The sequence below is a fragment of the Rufibacter roseolus genome, from assembly GCF_017916365.1.
Lineage (GTDB): Bacteria > Bacteroidota > Bacteroidia > Cytophagales > Hymenobacteraceae > Nibribacter > Nibribacter roseolus.
In genome coordinates this window covers 2,236,780-2,252,462 of sequence record NZ_JAFMSU010000001.1, presented here as the reverse complement: position 1 = coordinate 2,252,462, position 15,683 = coordinate 2,236,780, and the positions used below count along the sequence as shown (strand labels likewise).

The 15,683-nt window shown below is 53.0% G+C and carries 12 protein-coding genes; 9 read left to right on the top strand and 3 right to left on the bottom strand.

Translation table 11 applies throughout. From position 1 onward, the window contains the following. Nucleotides 1-20: 20 nt before the first annotated feature. A complete protein-coding gene (locus tag J3P35_RS08870; protein WP_210463967.1) occupies nt 21-347 on the top strand; it encodes a Rieske (2Fe-2S) protein in 327 nt (108 codons plus the stop codon). Nucleotides 348-448: 101 nt separating this feature from the next. Here J3P35_RS08870 and J3P35_RS08865 read toward each other — a convergent pair whose 3' ends face one another. Together J3P35_RS08865 and J3P35_RS08860 are read right to left on the bottom strand one after the other, a co-directional pair. Beyond that, entirely contained in the window at nt 449-1,921 is a 1,473-nt protein-coding gene (locus J3P35_RS08865) for a PQQ-dependent sugar dehydrogenase (protein ID WP_210463966.1), read from the bottom strand. Nucleotides 1,922-2,089: 168 nt separating this feature from the next. Next, the gene (locus J3P35_RS08860) at nt 2,090-4,633 is read right to left on the bottom strand and encodes a M14 family metallopeptidase (protein ID WP_210463965.1); all 2,544 of its coding nucleotides are present in this window, start codon (nt 4,631-4,633) and stop codon (nt 2,090-2,092) included. 398 nt (nt 4,634-5,031) lie between these two features. Here J3P35_RS08860 and J3P35_RS08855 point away from each other — a divergent pair, with 398 nt between their 5' ends. The 8 genes from J3P35_RS08855 (at nt 5,032) to J3P35_RS08820 (ending at nt 14,119) form a co-directional block, all read left to right on the top strand. Beyond that, nucleotides 5,032-5,859: a hypothetical protein gene (locus J3P35_RS08855; protein ID WP_210463964.1), complete on the top strand. Its 828-nt coding sequence runs from the start codon at nt 5,032-5,034 to the stop codon at nt 5,857-5,859. A gap of 206 nt (nt 5,860-6,065) precedes the next feature. Next, nucleotides 6,066-7,940, top strand: a complete 1,875-nt coding sequence (locus J3P35_RS08850) for a CocE/NonD family hydrolase (RefSeq protein WP_210463963.1) — start codon at nt 6,066-6,068, stop codon at nt 7,938-7,940. A 243-nt stretch (nt 7,941-8,183) separates the two neighbouring features. Next, on the top strand, nt 8,184-8,921 hold the full coding sequence (locus J3P35_RS08845; RefSeq protein ID WP_210463962.1) for a hypothetical protein: 738 nt from the start codon (nt 8,184-8,186) through the stop codon (nt 8,919-8,921). 373 nt (nt 8,922-9,294) lie between these two features. After that, the gene (locus tag J3P35_RS08840; RefSeq protein WP_210463961.1) at nt 9,295-9,813 is read left to right on the top strand and encodes a hypothetical protein; all 519 of its coding nucleotides are present in this window, start codon (nt 9,295-9,297) and stop codon (nt 9,811-9,813) included. A gap of 99 nt (nt 9,814-9,912) precedes the next feature. Continuing rightward, nucleotides 9,913-10,836, top strand: coding sequence for a hypothetical protein (locus J3P35_RS08835; protein WP_210463960.1), 924 nt, complete (start codon nt 9,913-9,915; stop codon nt 10,834-10,836). 22 nt (nt 10,837-10,858) lie between these two features. Then, nucleotides 10,859-11,533 (top strand): response regulator transcription factor, encoded by a 675-nt coding sequence (locus J3P35_RS08830; RefSeq protein WP_210463959.1) that lies wholly within the window; start codon nt 10,859-10,861, stop codon nt 11,531-11,533. Nucleotides 11,534-11,824: 291 nt separating this feature from the next. Continuing rightward, complete coding sequence (locus J3P35_RS08825) at nt 11,825-13,141, top strand: sensor histidine kinase (RefSeq protein WP_210463958.1); 1,317 nt, start codon at nt 11,825-11,827, stop codon at nt 13,139-13,141. Nucleotides 13,142-13,255: 114 nt separating this feature from the next. After that, nucleotides 13,256-14,119: an NAD(P)-dependent oxidoreductase gene (locus tag J3P35_RS08820; RefSeq protein WP_210463957.1), complete on the top strand. Its 864-nt coding sequence runs from the start codon at nt 13,256-13,258 to the stop codon at nt 14,117-14,119. 54 nt (nt 14,120-14,173) lie between these two features. On the opposite strand, the gene J3P35_RS08815 is transcribed toward J3P35_RS08820, so the two are convergent. After that, nucleotides 14,174-15,454, bottom strand: a complete 1,281-nt coding sequence (locus J3P35_RS08815) for an aspartyl protease family protein (RefSeq protein ID WP_210463956.1) — start codon at nt 15,452-15,454, stop codon at nt 14,174-14,176. Nucleotides 15,455-15,683: the final 229 nt, after the last annotated feature.

The following is a 15,683-nucleotide window of genomic DNA, read 5'->3' as shown; positions in this document are numbered from 1 at the left end:
CCTTACCCGTACGCAGACGTATGCAATGGATCAAGATTTTTGACAGTGAGGCCCAGGCCAAAAAGCAGATTCCGGTGACCAAGTCAACGGCGGTAGTGGCCGCCGGTAAGGAAATCTGCATTGCCCATACTCCGGCCGGGCTTTTTGCGGTGGAGAACCTGTGCCCGCACCTGGGAGACGCCCTGAGCCGGGGAACCACCAATTACCTCAATGAGATCATCTGCCCGTGGCACAGCTACCGCTTTCACCTGATATCGGGGGAAGAATGCAAAGGCCGTACCCGCCCCCTGGAACGGTTCCCATTGGAAGTACGGGAAGACGGCGTATACGTCCAGATGCCTGATTAAGGCGCTTCAGGGCAGCATTAGCCCCCAGAAAGTGGCAAGCCGTTTTAAGTCCCATTTCCTGGAATCAGGCCCAGAACAAGAAACCGATTAGGCAGACTTCTCTAATCTACTGCTTTAGGCTCCTCTGAAGGCACCAGGCGGTAAATAATGCCGGGGTTCTCTACCGCGATGTAAATGTAGCCATCGGGGCTCTGGCGCACGTCCCGTACCCGACCGATGTCGGGCAGCAGCCGCTCCTCTTTGAGGACCTTGTTTCCGTCCACGTCCAGGCGACTCAGGAACTTGAAGCTGAGGGAGCCCACCAGCAAATCACCTTCCCAGCCTTTGTAGCGGTTTCCGGTCACAAACGCCATGCCCGAGGGAGCGATAGAAGGCACCCAGACCTTGATGGGATCGATGATGCCCGCTTTCTGCTTCAGGTCAGAGATTTTAGAGCCGTTGTAGTCAATGCCATAGGTCACATCGGCCCAGCCGTAGTTGGCACCTTTCTTTAAGATGTTCACCTCATCGCCGCCTTTGGGCCCGTGCTCGTGCGCCCATAACTCACCTGTGGCAGTATTCAACGCCAGGCCCTGCGGATTGCGGTTCCCGAAGGTGAAGATAGAAGGCATAGCCCCGGCCTTGTTCACGAATGGGTTATCAGCGGGGATGCTGCCGTCTTCTTTGATGCGGTGGATCTTGCCGGGGTGCACATTCAGGTTCTGCGGATTCTCGCGGGTGCCGCCTCTATCGCCCATGGAGAAATACAGGTAACCGTCGCGCCCAAACTCCATGCGGCAACCGTAGTGGTGCCGCGTTCTAAGGTAAGGCTGGCCTTCAAATATCACCTTCTGGTCTGTAAGAGTGTTACCCTCCAGCCTGGCACGCGTGATGGCGGAGGTAGACAGCGTCTGCCCTCCGTCTTTCCTGAAGGCCGAATAGGAAATAAAGAGCACGTTGTTCTTAGAATAATCTGGGTGCAATATCACGTCCAGCAATCCGCCCTGGCCCTGGCTCAGGACCTGAGGAACACCTTCTATCTTCTGCAGTTCTTTGTTTTTGGTGAAGCGATACAGGGTGCCGGACCGCTCGGTGATGAGCATGTCGCCGTTGGGCAGAAACGCCATGGCCCAGGGCACATCCAAGCCGGTAACTACCTGCTCCAGCTCAAAATTGACTTTCTCAGACCGGTGAACCGTGACGTTGGTTTTACTCTCAGGTTGATCTTTATGCGCCTGTATTCCCTGCCGGATGAAGGAGACCAACTGGGTGATCTGGTCATCAGAGAAGGTGGTGGCGTAGGCCGGCATGCCTTGCTCGGGATAGCCGTGTTTGATGCCTTTGAAAAGCGCCTCGGGGCTGTCTCCGTGCTGCCATTTGCGGTTCACAAAGGTCTCCAGTTCCCGTCCGTGACAGCCCCCGCAATAGTTCGTGTAATTGCTTCGGGCCTGCGCCAACTGTGTGGAGGATAATTGCGGTTCTCCGGCGGCGGTGGAGCTTACAGAACCTCCGTTAGAGGATGTTTTTTTGGCGCAGCCAGACATACTAGCCAGCAGGAACAGGGAAACGGCAGCAATTTTAGAGACAGAACGCATAGTTGTATCTGATGGACCTTGTACAAGATAGTGGTTTTTCTCTTATACGGCCCTCCCATAATCGGTTCCAATGTTCTTGTTTACAACGCATTTTTAACTAAAAGGCCTGTAAACAGCAACGCCCGCTATAAGCGGGCGTTGCTGTTTATGAACTGGAAGGCTGCTGGATTACTGTCCTACCAGGAAGACCGCGTTCCCGAAGAGCAGTTTGCCGCCCTGCCAGAAGGCTCTGAACAACGGGTTGTCTACCAGATACACCACGTTGCCACGGCCCAGGTCCTGCACGCCCAGCACCAGGCCGTTCTGCAGGTTGCTACCGGCTTTAGAGCCCACAAAACCAGTGGCCGGCGCTTCTTTCTTCACCACCCCTACGTTCCAGGCATCTTTCATGAACTGGGGCAAGGTATTGGTTCTGATCAAAGCCGGGTAAGACGTGCCGTACCCGAAGGCCAGCGGATGGGTGTTGTCCAGGTTGATTCTGAACACACTGCCCTGCACCTCCTCTGAGATGGACTCGCGCTCGCGGTTGGCGTATTTTTTCAGGTCTGCCTCGGTGGCGCCTTTCTTAGCATTGGTGGTATCAGCGGCTTTTTTTTTCACCGCGAAATCTGGTTTATCAGACAGGAAGGTCACGGCACTTTCCATGGCGATGAGCTTGCCGCCGGCGCGTACCCAGTCTTTTACTTTGGTCAGGTTCCGCTCGTCCAGGATGCGGCCGTAAGAACCGGTTGGCAAAATGAGCACGTCAAACTCATGCAGCGGCACGTTGGCGAAATAATCAGCGCCCAACACCGTCACGGGGTAACCTATCTGCTGCTCAAAGTAATGCCAGATCTCTCCGAAACCGTACGGAGACACGCCTTCACCGGTCATCAAAGCCACGCGGGGCGCCTTTACGTACCGGATGTTGCGCGAACCGAAATCCGAGCCTGAACTCACGAAACCTGAGGTGGTAGAAGCCAGCTTCACACCCAAGGAATCTGCGGCACGGGTCACAATCTGGTCAAACCTGGCACCCAGACCTTCGTTGCCGGTGCGGGTAATGATGAGCGTGCCCGGTGCGTAATGCTCTTTGTTCTGCTCAAAAGGCACCTCTGAATAACGCACGCGCACTTTGGACTTGAGCAATGAAGCCAGGAATTTCAGATCCTGCACCCCGTTCCAGCGCGCGATGTACGCGTAAGCAGCTGGGGCAGCGGTATTGGTGGTCGCAGCGGCGGCTGGTTTGGCCTCGTTCATGGAAATACGGCCTGTAAACGCGGCGCCTTTCAGGCCATAAGCGTAAGGCAGAGACCAGGCGGTGATGTCATAGGTCACAGAGTCCTCCAGGCGCGCCGATGGCTCAAACAACACGTTCAGCAGGGTGGACTTAGGCTGATAAGCGCTGATCACCAGGTCACCACTCTCGTATTTCACCGATTCTGTTTTGCCGGTCCCGTAGTTGAACCCTTTGCTGCTTCCGCCGGCCTTGGCGTAGCCGTAGCGGATCTGCTGGCGGTCAAGGTACTCTGTCAGGTCCTTAATGCGGCCTTCCTCGCCTTTCACTTTGAACACGTAGCTGCGGTATTGGCCATAAGGCTTCTCCAGGGCATCGGTGTAGAATCTCTTAAACTCTTTGATTACCTGGTCAGACTTGTCTGAAATGGCCTCCACAGTAGCCAAGCTGGCGGCGTGGTGGTGGGCAATACGCTGCGACAAAGTAAGGCTGTCTCCGTCTGATTTCTGGATCACCACCCCCGCGCGGCCGGATCCGCCCTGCTCATAGGTCATGGCAATAGCACCCTGGTACGTAGGCCAGGTATCGCCGTAGCTGGGGTAGAAGAGGTCAAAGTTCTCGCGGGTGAAGTACAGCCAGTTGTTCTTGTCAAAGTACTTGCGGTTGTAATCGCCAATAATACCCTGGAACTCGCGCTGCCAGGGGGTGATGGCATCGTGGTAAGGCTTGGCTGAGGGCGCGAAGTAATAAGGGTTGTCTACGCCCTGCTCGTGGAAATCGGCGTGGAGCTGGGGCATCCATTGGTTGTACACCACGGCGCGCTGCTTAGACTCGGTCTGCGTTTGCCAGGCCCAGTCGCGGTTCAGGTCAAAGTAATAGTGGTTAGGGCGTCCGCCCGGCCAGGGCTCGTTGTGTTCCCAGGCCCACGGCGAGGCGTTGGGTTGCTGGTTCCGGGCCCGGTTGTACCACTGGGTGTAGCGCTCACGGCCATCAGGGTTCACGCAGGGATCAATCATCACCACGGTGTTCTCCAGCCACTTCTGAGTCTGTGCGTTGTTAGGGTCCAGCAGATCATACAAAACCTGCAGCACGGCCTCAGAAGAAACAGACTCATTGCCGTGGATGTTGTAGCTGAGCCACACAATGGCTGGTTGCTTGCCGCTTGTAGGCTTGCCGCTCATCAGGCCGGTGTTCTTGAGGTTATTCGTTCTGATTTCCTCCAGGCGCTGCATATTGGCCGGTGAGGAAATGGTGGCCAGCAGCAGGGGCCGTTTCTCATAGGTCTGGCCGTAGGTCTGCAGCTGCATCTTGGTGGGGTTCTGGCCCGCCAGGTAGCGCACATAATCCACAAGGCGACCGTGGTAGGTAAACTGGTCACCCAACCGGTAACCCAGGAATTGCTCAGGAGTCTGCAACGCGGTCTGGGCTTGGGCCACAGACATCCCGCTCAGCAGCATTGCCCAGCAGAGGGCAAGCTTGGCGTAAAATTTCAACATATTGTTTGGCTTGGTAAACACTTAACACGGGAGTTAAGCAAGTTCCAAAGTTTAAAAAAAATGCTGAAAGATTACGTCAAACAATTGGCGTTTTAAGCAGGATTTTCAGGAAACAGCTTCAAAACAAACCTACCCATCTTTTTCAAAAACTACTTTCTTTCACCGGTGAACGATGCTGCAGCTTTATTTTCCGGGATTCTTCTTAAGTCTCTTAGAATGTGCCGCTTGCTTTTCAGGACCATTTGGAATGATGTAGCTACAGATAAATATAAATAAAAAATGTTGCGGTAGGATTAGGGGTAAACCCCGGGGACTGTGTCTATACTCTTGGAAATGCATTAAAGCGCTTTGCATCCTTTGTTAAACCAACCATCCCTCACATTCAATTTAACGAGAAAATGAAATTCCCTAAATTACTACCAGTTCTGTTCGCTGCCTCTTTATTCATCATGGGTTCTTGTACCGATGACGAAGAAACAAGTCCCATTGATAACATCAAGGCCTGTAAAGCCGTGAAGATCACCGATGAAGACGGTGTCACCTCGGTCACTTATGCCAATGACAAGATTTCCTCCTTCACCAACGGTGAGTTTGGCACTGTAAACGTACAGTACCATTCTTCTGGCAGCAAAGCCGGCAAACCCTCCAAAATGGTATTTATGAACGGCGACCAGGGAGATGGAAGCATGGAGTACACCTATGATGACCAGGGCAAACTGACCGGCACCATGTTGAGCGGAGAGGACATGGATGGCATGGGCATGGGCTCTGAAATTGAGTACAGCGGCAACCGCATCAGCAAAATCACCCGCTTCTTGGTGATTCCTGCCGAGGAAGGCGAAGACCCTGTTTCGTTCCCCATGGGCTGGACCACTTACCAGTATGACGCCAAAGGAAACGTCTCCAAAGCCACCGAATACTATGACAACCCAGCGACCGAGGAAGATGAGTCCACTTCTCCTTCTGCCACCACTGAGTACACCTATGACGCCAAAAACAGCCCGATGGCTGCTTTCGAGGCCCTCTTCATCGGTTTACCAACCTTGAACCCTCCTAGCGTGAACAACGTGATCACCGAGGTTCGTAAAGAAGGCAGCACCGTAGACAAGGATATGTCTTACACCAACACCTTCGTGTTCAATGACAACGGGTACCCTACCAAAATCACCAGGACAACCCAGAACAATGATGTAACCACCGTGAACGTTGAGTACAGTTGCCAATAATAAAGAATATGCTTACCTGCAAAGGCCTGGGAAACTAGGCCTTTTTTTTGTGCCTTTTTACAAAAACACCGCTTAAGCAGAATTCCGGGGAGAGGTCCCATCCTGTTTTAGGGTTATTCTCGGGAAAACGGCGGTAAAACAGAGGTTGTCTGCCGCGGCTGAATTCTCTAAATTGTCGGCGCCAAACTTTACCAAACAGACAATTTATGAAACCAAACCCCTGGAGATGGCTTTTGCTGGTGCTATTGTGGCCAGCCCTCACCGCCTCTGCCCAAACCCTCACAGACTCGGCCTATATCCGGCAGAACTACACCAAAACCGAGCACCAGATTGCCGCGCGCGATGGCGTAAAACTCTACACCGTGGTGTACGCCCCCAAAGATAAAAGCAAGAAATACCCCATCATGCTCAGCCGCACGCCTTACTCGGTGGGGCCGTACGGCGAAGGAAAATACAAAACCAGCATTGGGCCGTCACCGGACATGATGCGCGAGGGCTACATTTTCGCTTACCAGGATGTGCGCGGCAAGTACATGAGCGAGGGTGAGTTCATCAACATGAAGCCCCTCATCGGCAAGAAAGGCAAAAAGGACGTAGACGAGAGCACCGATTCCTATGACGCCATTGAATGGCTCGTGAAAAACGTGCCCAACAACAATGGTCGTGTAGGCCAGTGGGGTATCTCCTACCCCGGCTACTATACCACCGTAGGCTTGCTCAGCAACCACCCCGCCCTCAAAGCCGCCTCGCCGCAGGCCCCAGTGACCGATTGGTTCTGGGACGATTTCCACCACCACGGCGCATTCTTCCTGCCGCACGCCTTCAACTTCCTGGCCTCCTTCGGGCAGCCGCGGCCGCAGCCCTCGCCTACTGGGGCACCGCGCTTCAACCACGGCACGCCAGACGGCTACGATTTCTTCCTGCGTATGGGCGCCTTGCCCAACGCCAACGCCCAGTACCTTAAAAAAAACGTCTCCTTCTGGAACGACATCGTGCAGCATCCCAACTATGATGCCTTCTGGCAAGCCATGAACATCAGGCCGCACCTGAAAAACATCAAGCCCGCAGTGATGGTGGTGGGTGGCTGGTTTGATGCCGAGAACCTTTTCGGGGCGCTGGAAACCTACAAGACCATTGAGAAGAACAACCCCGGCACCTACAACACCCTGGTTATGGGGCCGTGGTTCCACGGCGGCTGGTCCCGCTCCACCGGCGAGCACCTGGGCAAAGTCTCTTTCCGCCAGAATACCTCTGAGTTCTATCGGCCTAACATCGAAGCTAAATTCTTCCGCCACTATTTAAAGGAGAACGGCAAAGGCAAACCAGCCTTGCCGGAGGCCTACATGTTCAACACCGGCGCAAACCAGTGGCGCGAGTTTGCCGCCTGGCCCCCAAAAAATACTCAGGAGCGCATGCTGTACTTCGGGGAAAACGGCAAACTGAGCTTTGAGAAACCGGCCGCTACCGGCACTGGCTTTGACGAGTTCATCAGTGACCCCAATAAACCTGTGCCTTTCTCTGAGGAGACCACCACCGGCATGACCCGCGAGTACATGACCGATGACCAGCGTTTCGCCGGCCGCCGCCCCGATGTGCTAACCTACCAGACCGATGTTTTAACCGAAGACATCACCCTGGCTGGCGAGATCCTGTCGGCGCTCAACGTCTCCACCACCGGCACCGATGCCGACTGGGTAGTGAAACTGATTGACGTGTACCCAGATACAGCACGCGAGAATGCGCATAACCCGGCTTCGGTGAAAATGGGTGGTTACCAGCAGATGGTCCGCAGTGAGGTGCTGCGCGGCCGTTTCAGAAACAGCTATGAGAAACCGGAGCCTTTCACGGCCAACCAGGTAACCGCTGTGAACGTGCCCCTGCAGGATGTGCTCCACACCTTCAAGAAAGGCCACCGCATCATGGTGCAGGTGCAGAGTACATGGTTCCCGCTCGTAGACCGCAATCCGCAGAAGTATGTACCTAATATATATGAGGCCAAAGCCGAGGATTTCCAGAAGGCCACGCACCGCGTGTACCACAATGCCCAGCAGCCCTCTTATCTAAAGGTGAAGATTCTGTAGTTTTTCTTCATCTTCAGCCTCACTCAAACAAAAAGGCCGCTCTTCCAGAAAAGAGCGGCCTTTTTGTTTTCAGGCAAAAACGCACAGAACAGCTTAAAAGGGGCCTTTTTCCTGCATCAGAAAAAAATTGAAAAAATTTTTCCATGAAAGCCATTCTTCATCTTCTCTTCATCTTGACAAGATAGTTTTGACCCATTAATCATTTAAAACGATTTCAAACACAAACCAAAACGATCCACCAACATGAAAAAGCTAACCTTTTTTGTCGCCTCTTTATTGATTGCCGGTACTTCTTTCGCACAGACCACCACCACTGCCAATGGCACCGGGCAGACTACCGCTAAGACAACCCACGGCACCACGGTAAGTACCACGGCCAAAGCCGATGTCTCCGGTACTGTTACCACCGATGCCGCCGCCAAGGGACAAGCCGTAAGTGAGGTGGCCAAGTCAAAAGCCAAGGCGAAAAAAGATGAGACCTCAAATGAAGTAAAAGAGTCGGCCAAAGCGGGCAAAGAAAAAGCCAAAGCCAAACAGGACGAACTAAAGGCCAAGCACGAAGAAGCCAAGGCGAAGAAAGAAGAATCGCTTGACGCGGCCGCCGAGGCCCGCGCCGAACTGAAAGCCAAAGCCCAAAGAGAAGAGCAGGAAGAAGCTGCGGCCCAAACCAACTCAGAGCTTAAAGTAAAAGCCAAAACCCATGTTGAGGTAGCCAAGCAGGAAGGCGAAAACCATGGTGAGGCGGTGAGCACCGTTGCCAAGGGAACCCTGGAAACCGGTAAAGAAAAAGGCCAGGCGGTGAAAGCTGCTGCCTCTGAGAAACGCCAGAGAGCCGGCAGAATCCAAACCGAGACTGGCTTGGGCACCAAAGTGAATGCTGGCAGCGCCAGCCGTGCCAAAGTGAACACCGGCCTTTCTACCAAAGGCGTGCGCCCCGTTAAAGTGAACGCCGGTGCCAACCTGAAAATCGGTTCTAAATAATCTTAACCTAATTCAGCTGCCTCTGCCGGGGCAAAGGCAGCTGAAATTTCTTCCTCAACCCCTAACACACCAACACAATGAAACTATTCATCAGCATCTGCTTCGTAATGAATTGGCTTCTGGCCAACTCCGCTCCGGCGTATGGTACCCATATGCAACGGTTTCCGAGCGCCACCCTATCTAAGTAGTACCTAAGCCTCAATAGGTTTAGTTTCAAAGAGGAAAACAGCATTGCCGTTTTGGCCTCTTTTTTGCAAAACTCCTCCAGAATCATTTTAAAGAATTGATTGTCGACTTAAAAGATGAACTGAAAAAGAATTATTCATCGTCTGTTCATCTTTCCATAGTAGCTTTGAAGTAAACAGCGTTCAGAATGCATCCCACTTTTATGAAACTTTCCTTTTTGATAGCAGCGGCGGCTCTTTGCACCGGTACTGCATTTGCGCAACCTACCGTTGCGGGAAACGAACCGGCCGGCAAACCAGTTGCAACCGCAATAGCCAAATCCGAGGGAACCACCGTTGAGACCTTGGATATGGCTCCTGTGGTTGAGGCATCGGCTGCCTTGGAAAGCAGTACACTTTTGCAGCAGGAAAAACCCCGCAAAGCCGATAAGCAGAAAGCCAAAGACCAGCCCAAGGAGGAACAGAAAGTGAAAGAAGTAGCCACGGCCAAACGCCAGGGTAAACCCGAGAAAGTTTCTGGTGACACTGATGAACTGGTTTCCCGCGGTTCAGCGGCCCGGCCGCAAAGCGCGGCCCGTCCCGGCCGAGGGGTCAATGCCGGCAACACCGTAAAAGCGGTAGGCAATGCTGCCAAAGCAGCCAAATCTGCCAAGCCAGTGAAAGTGGGCGGTTTAGGAGTGGGCCGCATCAAAGTGGGCAAAAACTAACCCTCCTTCTCAATACGTACCTTTACCAAATACTATTGCAGCCGCTTCTGTTTTGAAGCGGTAATTCCCATCTACCACTTAATTGATAGATATACTCAGATGAAAAATCTCTTTGGATTCTGTTTCCTGTTTTGTTTCTGGCTCACCTCCGCTGCAAGCGCAGAAGAAAAAGCCCCTACCCTGGTAGCCCCCTCCCCAGCGCAGGTCCAGGATACGGCCACTAAAAACGGCTGGTGGACCGTAGGCCTAGAAACCGCCAACAATGCCTCCTTTTTCGGACGCAATACTGCCCAGCAATACCCATATGTAGCGGCATCGCTGACCTATACCCATACCTCGGGCCTGTTCATCTCCGCGATGTCTTACCAGTTGTTCAACACCGAGGACTTTATTGACGAGACCGATGTCTCTGCCGGGTACAGCTTCAAAATAGGCAACCGCTTTGACGGGCTGGTGAGTTACTCGCGGTTCTTCTTCGGGCCCAACACGCCGTTGGTGAAATCGGTGACCTCCAATGCGGCCACGGCCTCCGGTACGCTGGACTGGAAATACCTCTTGACCGGGGTCACGGCCAGTTATATCTTTGGCGGCAGCAGCGACCTTTTCACCGTGCTGGACAACTCCCGCTATATCCCGTTGCAGAACCTTTGGAAAGGCAAGAACCCGGTGGGCATAGACCCTAAGTTCAGCATCATTGCCGGTACCCAGGAGTTTGCCCAGACGCACACCGTGGAGACGCAGAACAAGAAAAAAGGCCTGGGCACTGTTTTGGACCCGTTGAACCCCATCGGGAACGGAAATGGCAAAGGAAATGGAAACGGCGGAACTACCACTACTACCACCACCACTACCAGCAAGCGGTTCAAGGTGTTGAACTATTCCATCACGGTGCCGCTGGTGTTCAGCCTGTACAACGTGGACATTGAACCGGCGTACCGCTTTGCGCTTCCGGTGAACCGCCTGGAGGGCGATGAGTCCAAAGCGCAGTCCTATGCATCGCTTAACCTGAGCTATACCTTTTAACCCGCTACCAAACCTACCTCCTATGCACATCCTCATTGTAGAAGACGAAACAGGTCTGGCTACTGAACTCATGCACTTCCTGGCACAGGAACACTATATCTGTGATTGGGCCTCCAACGGTCGGGAAGCCTCTGAGAAAATCGCGGTGAACCGCTATGATTTCATCTTGCTGGACCTGGGCCTGCCAGATTACGAAGGCATGGACCTGCTCAAGGAGATAAAAGACATAGACCATGACCCTGCCATTATCATTTTAACGGCCCGCGGTGCGTTGGAAGACCGGATCAAAGGACTAGGCCTGGGAGCCGATGATTACCTGCCCAAACCGTTCTCCCTGCTGGAGCTGCAAGCCCGCATGCAGGCCGTGTTGCGCCGCAAGTTCAAGCTGAAGTCATCGTCGGTGAGTTTCCATGGGTTTGAGATAGACAGTAGCGCCCGTCGCGTGACCTTCGGATCGCAGGAGATTGTGCTTACTAAAAAGGAGTTCGATATCCTACATTACCTCTTGCTGCACAAAAACCGCATCTTAACGCGGCTGCAACTCACTGAGCACATCTGGGGCAACATCCTGGAAGATGACTATGACTCCAACTACATAGATGTGCACATCAAAAACCTCCGCAAAAAAATATCCGCCCACGCCACCACAGACTGGCTGGAAACCGTCCGCGGCGTAGGGTACCGGCTTACTGTTTAATGTGCTAATTTTTTAATGTGCTAATGTGCTAGTGAATTACTGTGATGATGTGCTATTCAAGCTAATGTATTACTCTAAATGCTCATGTATAATTTTCTTATCTGGGAGTTGATTGAGGAAAAGGTTCGGATTTGGGTGGGCGGCCGTTTCTAACCTGTTTTGTGCAAAGCAGGCCCAAAACGCTTACCTTCCTGGTTCTTACTTTATGCCAAAAGCATCTAATACCTGCCTATATACAAATTTCCAAATCTCCACATTACCACATTCATTAGCACATCAGCACATTAATCAATGCGTCTTCAATCAAAACTAGCCCTTTTCAGTGCCGCCTCTAAGATATTGATCCTGTTGTTGCTGGTGTTAGGTCTGCCTATTCTGGTGAACAAGGTGGCTCTGCTCAACGCTGATGAGCGGCTCATGCAGAAAGAGGAAAGGATGTACCAGATCATTGAGGAACAGGGCATAGAGTCTTTTATTACCAGCGAAACGGGGGCTTATGGTAGCTATAACCTGTTCAAGGAAGAGTTTATCTCACTGGAGGAAATCTCCTCCAACAAGGTAGTGAACAGCATTGAGAACAGCCTGCGTAAAGTAGATAACCAGGTTGTGAACTACCGGGTACTTTCTTCCACCTTTGACCTTGGTGGCAAACGATACCTGCTGGAGATCGGGCGCTCGCTGGCTACCATCCATAACAACAGCAAAACGCTGCAGGCTTACGCGTTGTATTTTCTAGCCGCCGTCGTGGTGCTCACCGTTTTCTCTGATCTGGCTTTCAGTAAGATTCTGCTGCGCCCGCTCACGCTTATTGTGAAACGCCTGCAGCGGGTGGAGCACCCCAGCACGTTCACGCCCAAAAAACTCCAGACTTCCACCGATGACTTCCTGTACCTCAACAATACCATCAACGCCATGATGGGCCAGATTCAGGAGGCGTTTCAGAAGGAGAAGGAGTTCATCGGGAATGTCTCGCATGAGTTGCTCACGCCGGTGTCCATCCTGCAGACCCGCCTGGAGAACCTGCTCGCTGATCCCGAGACCCCCGAAAGCATGCTGGAGAAGCTGGTAGACAACCTCAGAACGCTGCACCGGCTCAAGAACATCATTCAGGCGCTGCTGCTGATCTCCCGCATTGAAAACGAGCAGTACCTGCGCAACGAGGCCGTGGACATTCCGCAGTTGGCCCAAGAAGTGGCCGAGGAAATCCAGGAACGTGCTGAGGCCCGGGAGGTGAACCTGCACGTAGAGATCACCGGCGATTACACCCTCACCAAAGCGAACCAATCGCTGCTTTTTACCATGCTGTTCAACGTGGTGAACAACGCCATCAAATACAACAAACCAGAAGGCAGCATCTGCATCAAAGGTCAGCCAGCGGGGGACGGCTACGAACTTGCCGTGAAAGACACCGGCGTGGGCATCCAGGCCGAGCAGTTACCGCACATCTTCAGCCGGTTCAAGCGCCTGCATGCCCCAGACGGCGAGAGCCACGGCCTGGGCCTCACCATCGTGAAAACCATTGCCACTTTCCACGGCATCGAGCTTTCCGTTGATTCAGTTCTGGACGAAGGCACTACCTTCCGATTTATATTCCCTCGCCAAAGCTGATGTCCGTTTTCAGGCCAGTTACTTAAAAACGCTGCCGAAACAGAGATTCACCTGTACCCCTTGCGCTGCCGGTGCGTAAATCCTTACTTTGTCTCTTACCTAAAACAGATAGACATGAACGTAGGATTTATAGGCCTGGGAATTATGGGCAGCCGCATGGCCGCCAATCTGCAGAAAGCGGGCCACAACTTGGTGGTCTACAACCGTACCGCCGAGAAAGCAAATGATTTGGTAGCTAATGGCGCCACCCTGGCGGGCAGCCCCGAGGAAGTGGGCCGGCAGTGCCGCGTGGTGTTCACCATGCTGGCCACCCCGGAATCGGTGGAAGAGGCGGCTTTGGGCCAACACGGCTTTTTGAAAGAACTGCCCGGCAATTCCCTTTGGATTGATGCCAGTACGGTGAACCCCTCCTTCAGCCTGAGAATGGCGCAGTCCGCGACCAAAATGGGCCACCGTTTCCTGGATGCGCCGGTATCCGGGTCGCTGAAACCCGCCGAGACGGGTCAGTTGGTGTTCCTGGTAGGCGGCGAGGCCAATGACGTGGATGAAGTGCTCCCTTTGCTGGACACCATGGGCAAAGCGGTGCTGCACATTGGCGGGCACGGGCAGGGCTCCAGCATGAAAATGGTCAACAACATGCTCTTCGGGCAGATCATGGCGGCTTTCTCTGAGGCGTTGCGCCTAGGAACCTCGCTGGGCATCACGGAGGAAATGCTGTGCCAGACATTATTGAACGGCCCTGGCGGCGCGCCTTTCCTTAAACTGAAGGAAAACAAACTCCTCACCCGCGACTTCTCCCCTGAATTCCCGCTGGAATGGATGCACAAAGACCTGCATCTTGCGGGCCTTACTGCTTATGAGCAAGGCATTGCACTGCCTACCCTGGCCACTGTGAAAGAACTGTTTGCCCAAGCCAAACAGGCCGGCCTGGCCCAGGAAGACTTCTCGGCGGTATATCAGTTTGTCAACCCCAAATAACCCTCTCCTGTTTCAGGCCTGGTTTAGCAAAATCGGGCCCGAAATAGCATTGCCTCAGATCAGATCCTGTAGCTGGATGGTAGTGTCAAAAGACTTGTACTGGCGGCTTATTCTCAGTTGCAGCCGCCGGCGCGGATAGTTCTGGAACATCTCCAGAATCTCGCCCAGGGTCTTGTCAATGCACTTTACGCCGTTTATGCTCAGAATGGCATCGCCGGGCTCCAACCCCGCCTTTTGGGCCGGAGAGTTGGGAATCACCTGCGCGATGGTGTAGAAATTGAACCCTGGAATGGGACTGAGCAGCTCCAGGCCACTGAGGTTGTAGTAGAACGGCTTCTTATACATGTTGCTGGGCTGCAGCAGCATTCTGGAGTTCTGGTAGTCAAACACCACTTTGAACCGCTGCAGGATATCAGCGCCCAGGTTTCCGTTGCGGTTGTTGAGGCCCAGCGCATGCCGGATAGACATGGTATCGGGGAAACAGGCGGGTGGACGGTTCAAGGTAAATTCGCCCAGTTCCAAAGTCTCCAGGCGGGCAATCTCCCCATGGATATCGCCGTTCAGCCCCCGGCCCAGGTAAGCCTCAATCCTTTTCTCCGGAATTTTGACATCGGGTAAGGTGGGCGGGTAAAGCAGCATGGAAGTGCTCATGCCGCTGTCCACAATAAGGCGCAACGCGTGTTTGGAACCATCCGGGAAGTTCGCCTGCACCTTCACGTAGGGTTTAGAGGCCTCAATCTCCAGCGGCACCACCTTGCTCTTGCTAGCCCTTTTCGCTGGGTAAGTGCCGGGTTTGAAAAGCGTCATGACCTTGTTCTCGTAGTCAATCTCCACCACAAAATCGCGGAAAAGCGGGTACCCAATGATGCCGTGGATGTTCAGGCCCAACCGGGAGGAGAGATTGAAGATGTTTTCCTCCAACATGAGCACTTTCTGGTTCTTGGACTCTACTCCGGAGAAGTTGATGCTGTTCCCAGAGGACAGCATGGCGTTGATCCCCTCGCCGCTGCCCAAACCCCTTAAAAAAAGCTTTTCTACGTTGTTCAGGGTGATGGTGTCAAACTGCCCTATCTCCATGAGCAGCGTTCGGTCTACCCCCGTATCCACAATAAAATTGAGCGGGTTGGAGTTGTTGATCTTGATGGGAATGATGATAAGGTTATGTACCAGCTGAAACGGGATTCTTACCCGTTTGCGGTTATACAAAAACTTCAAGCCGTCCTCTTCGTTTTCCAATGCTTGCCCCCATAACAGCGTGGGTGACAGAAACATGGAAAAGAAGAGAACAAGGGTCAGGAGTCCTGAGAATAGCGGTTTCTGCAAAGAATTACCCATACGTGGCTTGTTCAGTCTGAGTAAGTTAAGCAAAAAAATCAGGAAAGTAAACTTCTAAGAAGCCAACGTAGTTCTACAAATCTTTATACTTTTAAGAACGATAAAAAGTTGACTTGTAACCCACCGGTTTTCCTTCAGTTTCTCTCCAAAAGAACATATTTCAAGCCCTTGCCCGCGGCAGAAACAGGTTACAGAAACCTTTTCACATTCAAATGGTATGTTTAAAGCC

Excerpts from the sequence above, each read along its gene's own strand:
- J3P35_RS08825 (WP_210463958.1), top strand. The coding sequence starts at position 11,825 with ATGCGTCTTCAATCAAAACTAGCCCTTTTCAGTGCCGCCTCTAAGATA.
- J3P35_RS08845 (WP_210463962.1), top strand. The coding sequence starts at position 8,184 with ATGAAAAAGCTAACCTTTTTTGTCGCCTCTTTATTGATTGCCGGTACT.
- J3P35_RS08815 (WP_210463956.1), bottom strand. The coding sequence starts at position 15,454 with ATGGGTAATTCTTTGCAGAAACCGCTATTCTCAGGACTCCTGACCCTT.
- J3P35_RS08840 (WP_210463961.1), top strand. The coding sequence starts at position 9,295 with ATGCATCCCACTTTTATGAAACTTTCCTTTTTGATAGCAGCGGCGGCT.
- J3P35_RS08855 (WP_210463964.1), top strand. The coding sequence starts at position 5,032 with ATGAAATTCCCTAAATTACTACCAGTTCTGTTCGCTGCCTCTTTATTC.
- J3P35_RS08820 (WP_210463957.1), top strand. The coding sequence starts at position 13,256 with ATGAACGTAGGATTTATAGGCCTGGGAATTATGGGCAGCCGCATGGCC.
- J3P35_RS08860 (WP_210463965.1), bottom strand. The coding sequence starts at position 4,633 with ATGTTGAAATTTTACGCCAAGCTTGCCCTCTGCTGGGCAATGCTGCTG.
- J3P35_RS08850 (WP_210463963.1), top strand. The coding sequence starts at position 6,066 with ATGAAACCAAACCCCTGGAGATGGCTTTTGCTGGTGCTATTGTGGCCA.
- J3P35_RS08865 (WP_210463966.1), bottom strand. The coding sequence starts at position 1,921 with ATGCGTTCTGTCTCTAAAATTGCTGCCGTTTCCCTGTTCCTGCTGGCT.
- J3P35_RS08835 (WP_210463960.1), top strand. The coding sequence starts at position 9,913 with ATGAAAAATCTCTTTGGATTCTGTTTCCTGTTTTGTTTCTGGCTCACC.
- J3P35_RS08870 (WP_210463967.1), top strand. The coding sequence starts at position 21 with ATGCAATGGATCAAGATTTTTGACAGTGAGGCCCAGGCCAAAAAGCAG.
- J3P35_RS08830 (WP_210463959.1), top strand. The coding sequence starts at position 10,859 with ATGCACATCCTCATTGTAGAAGACGAAACAGGTCTGGCTACTGAACTC.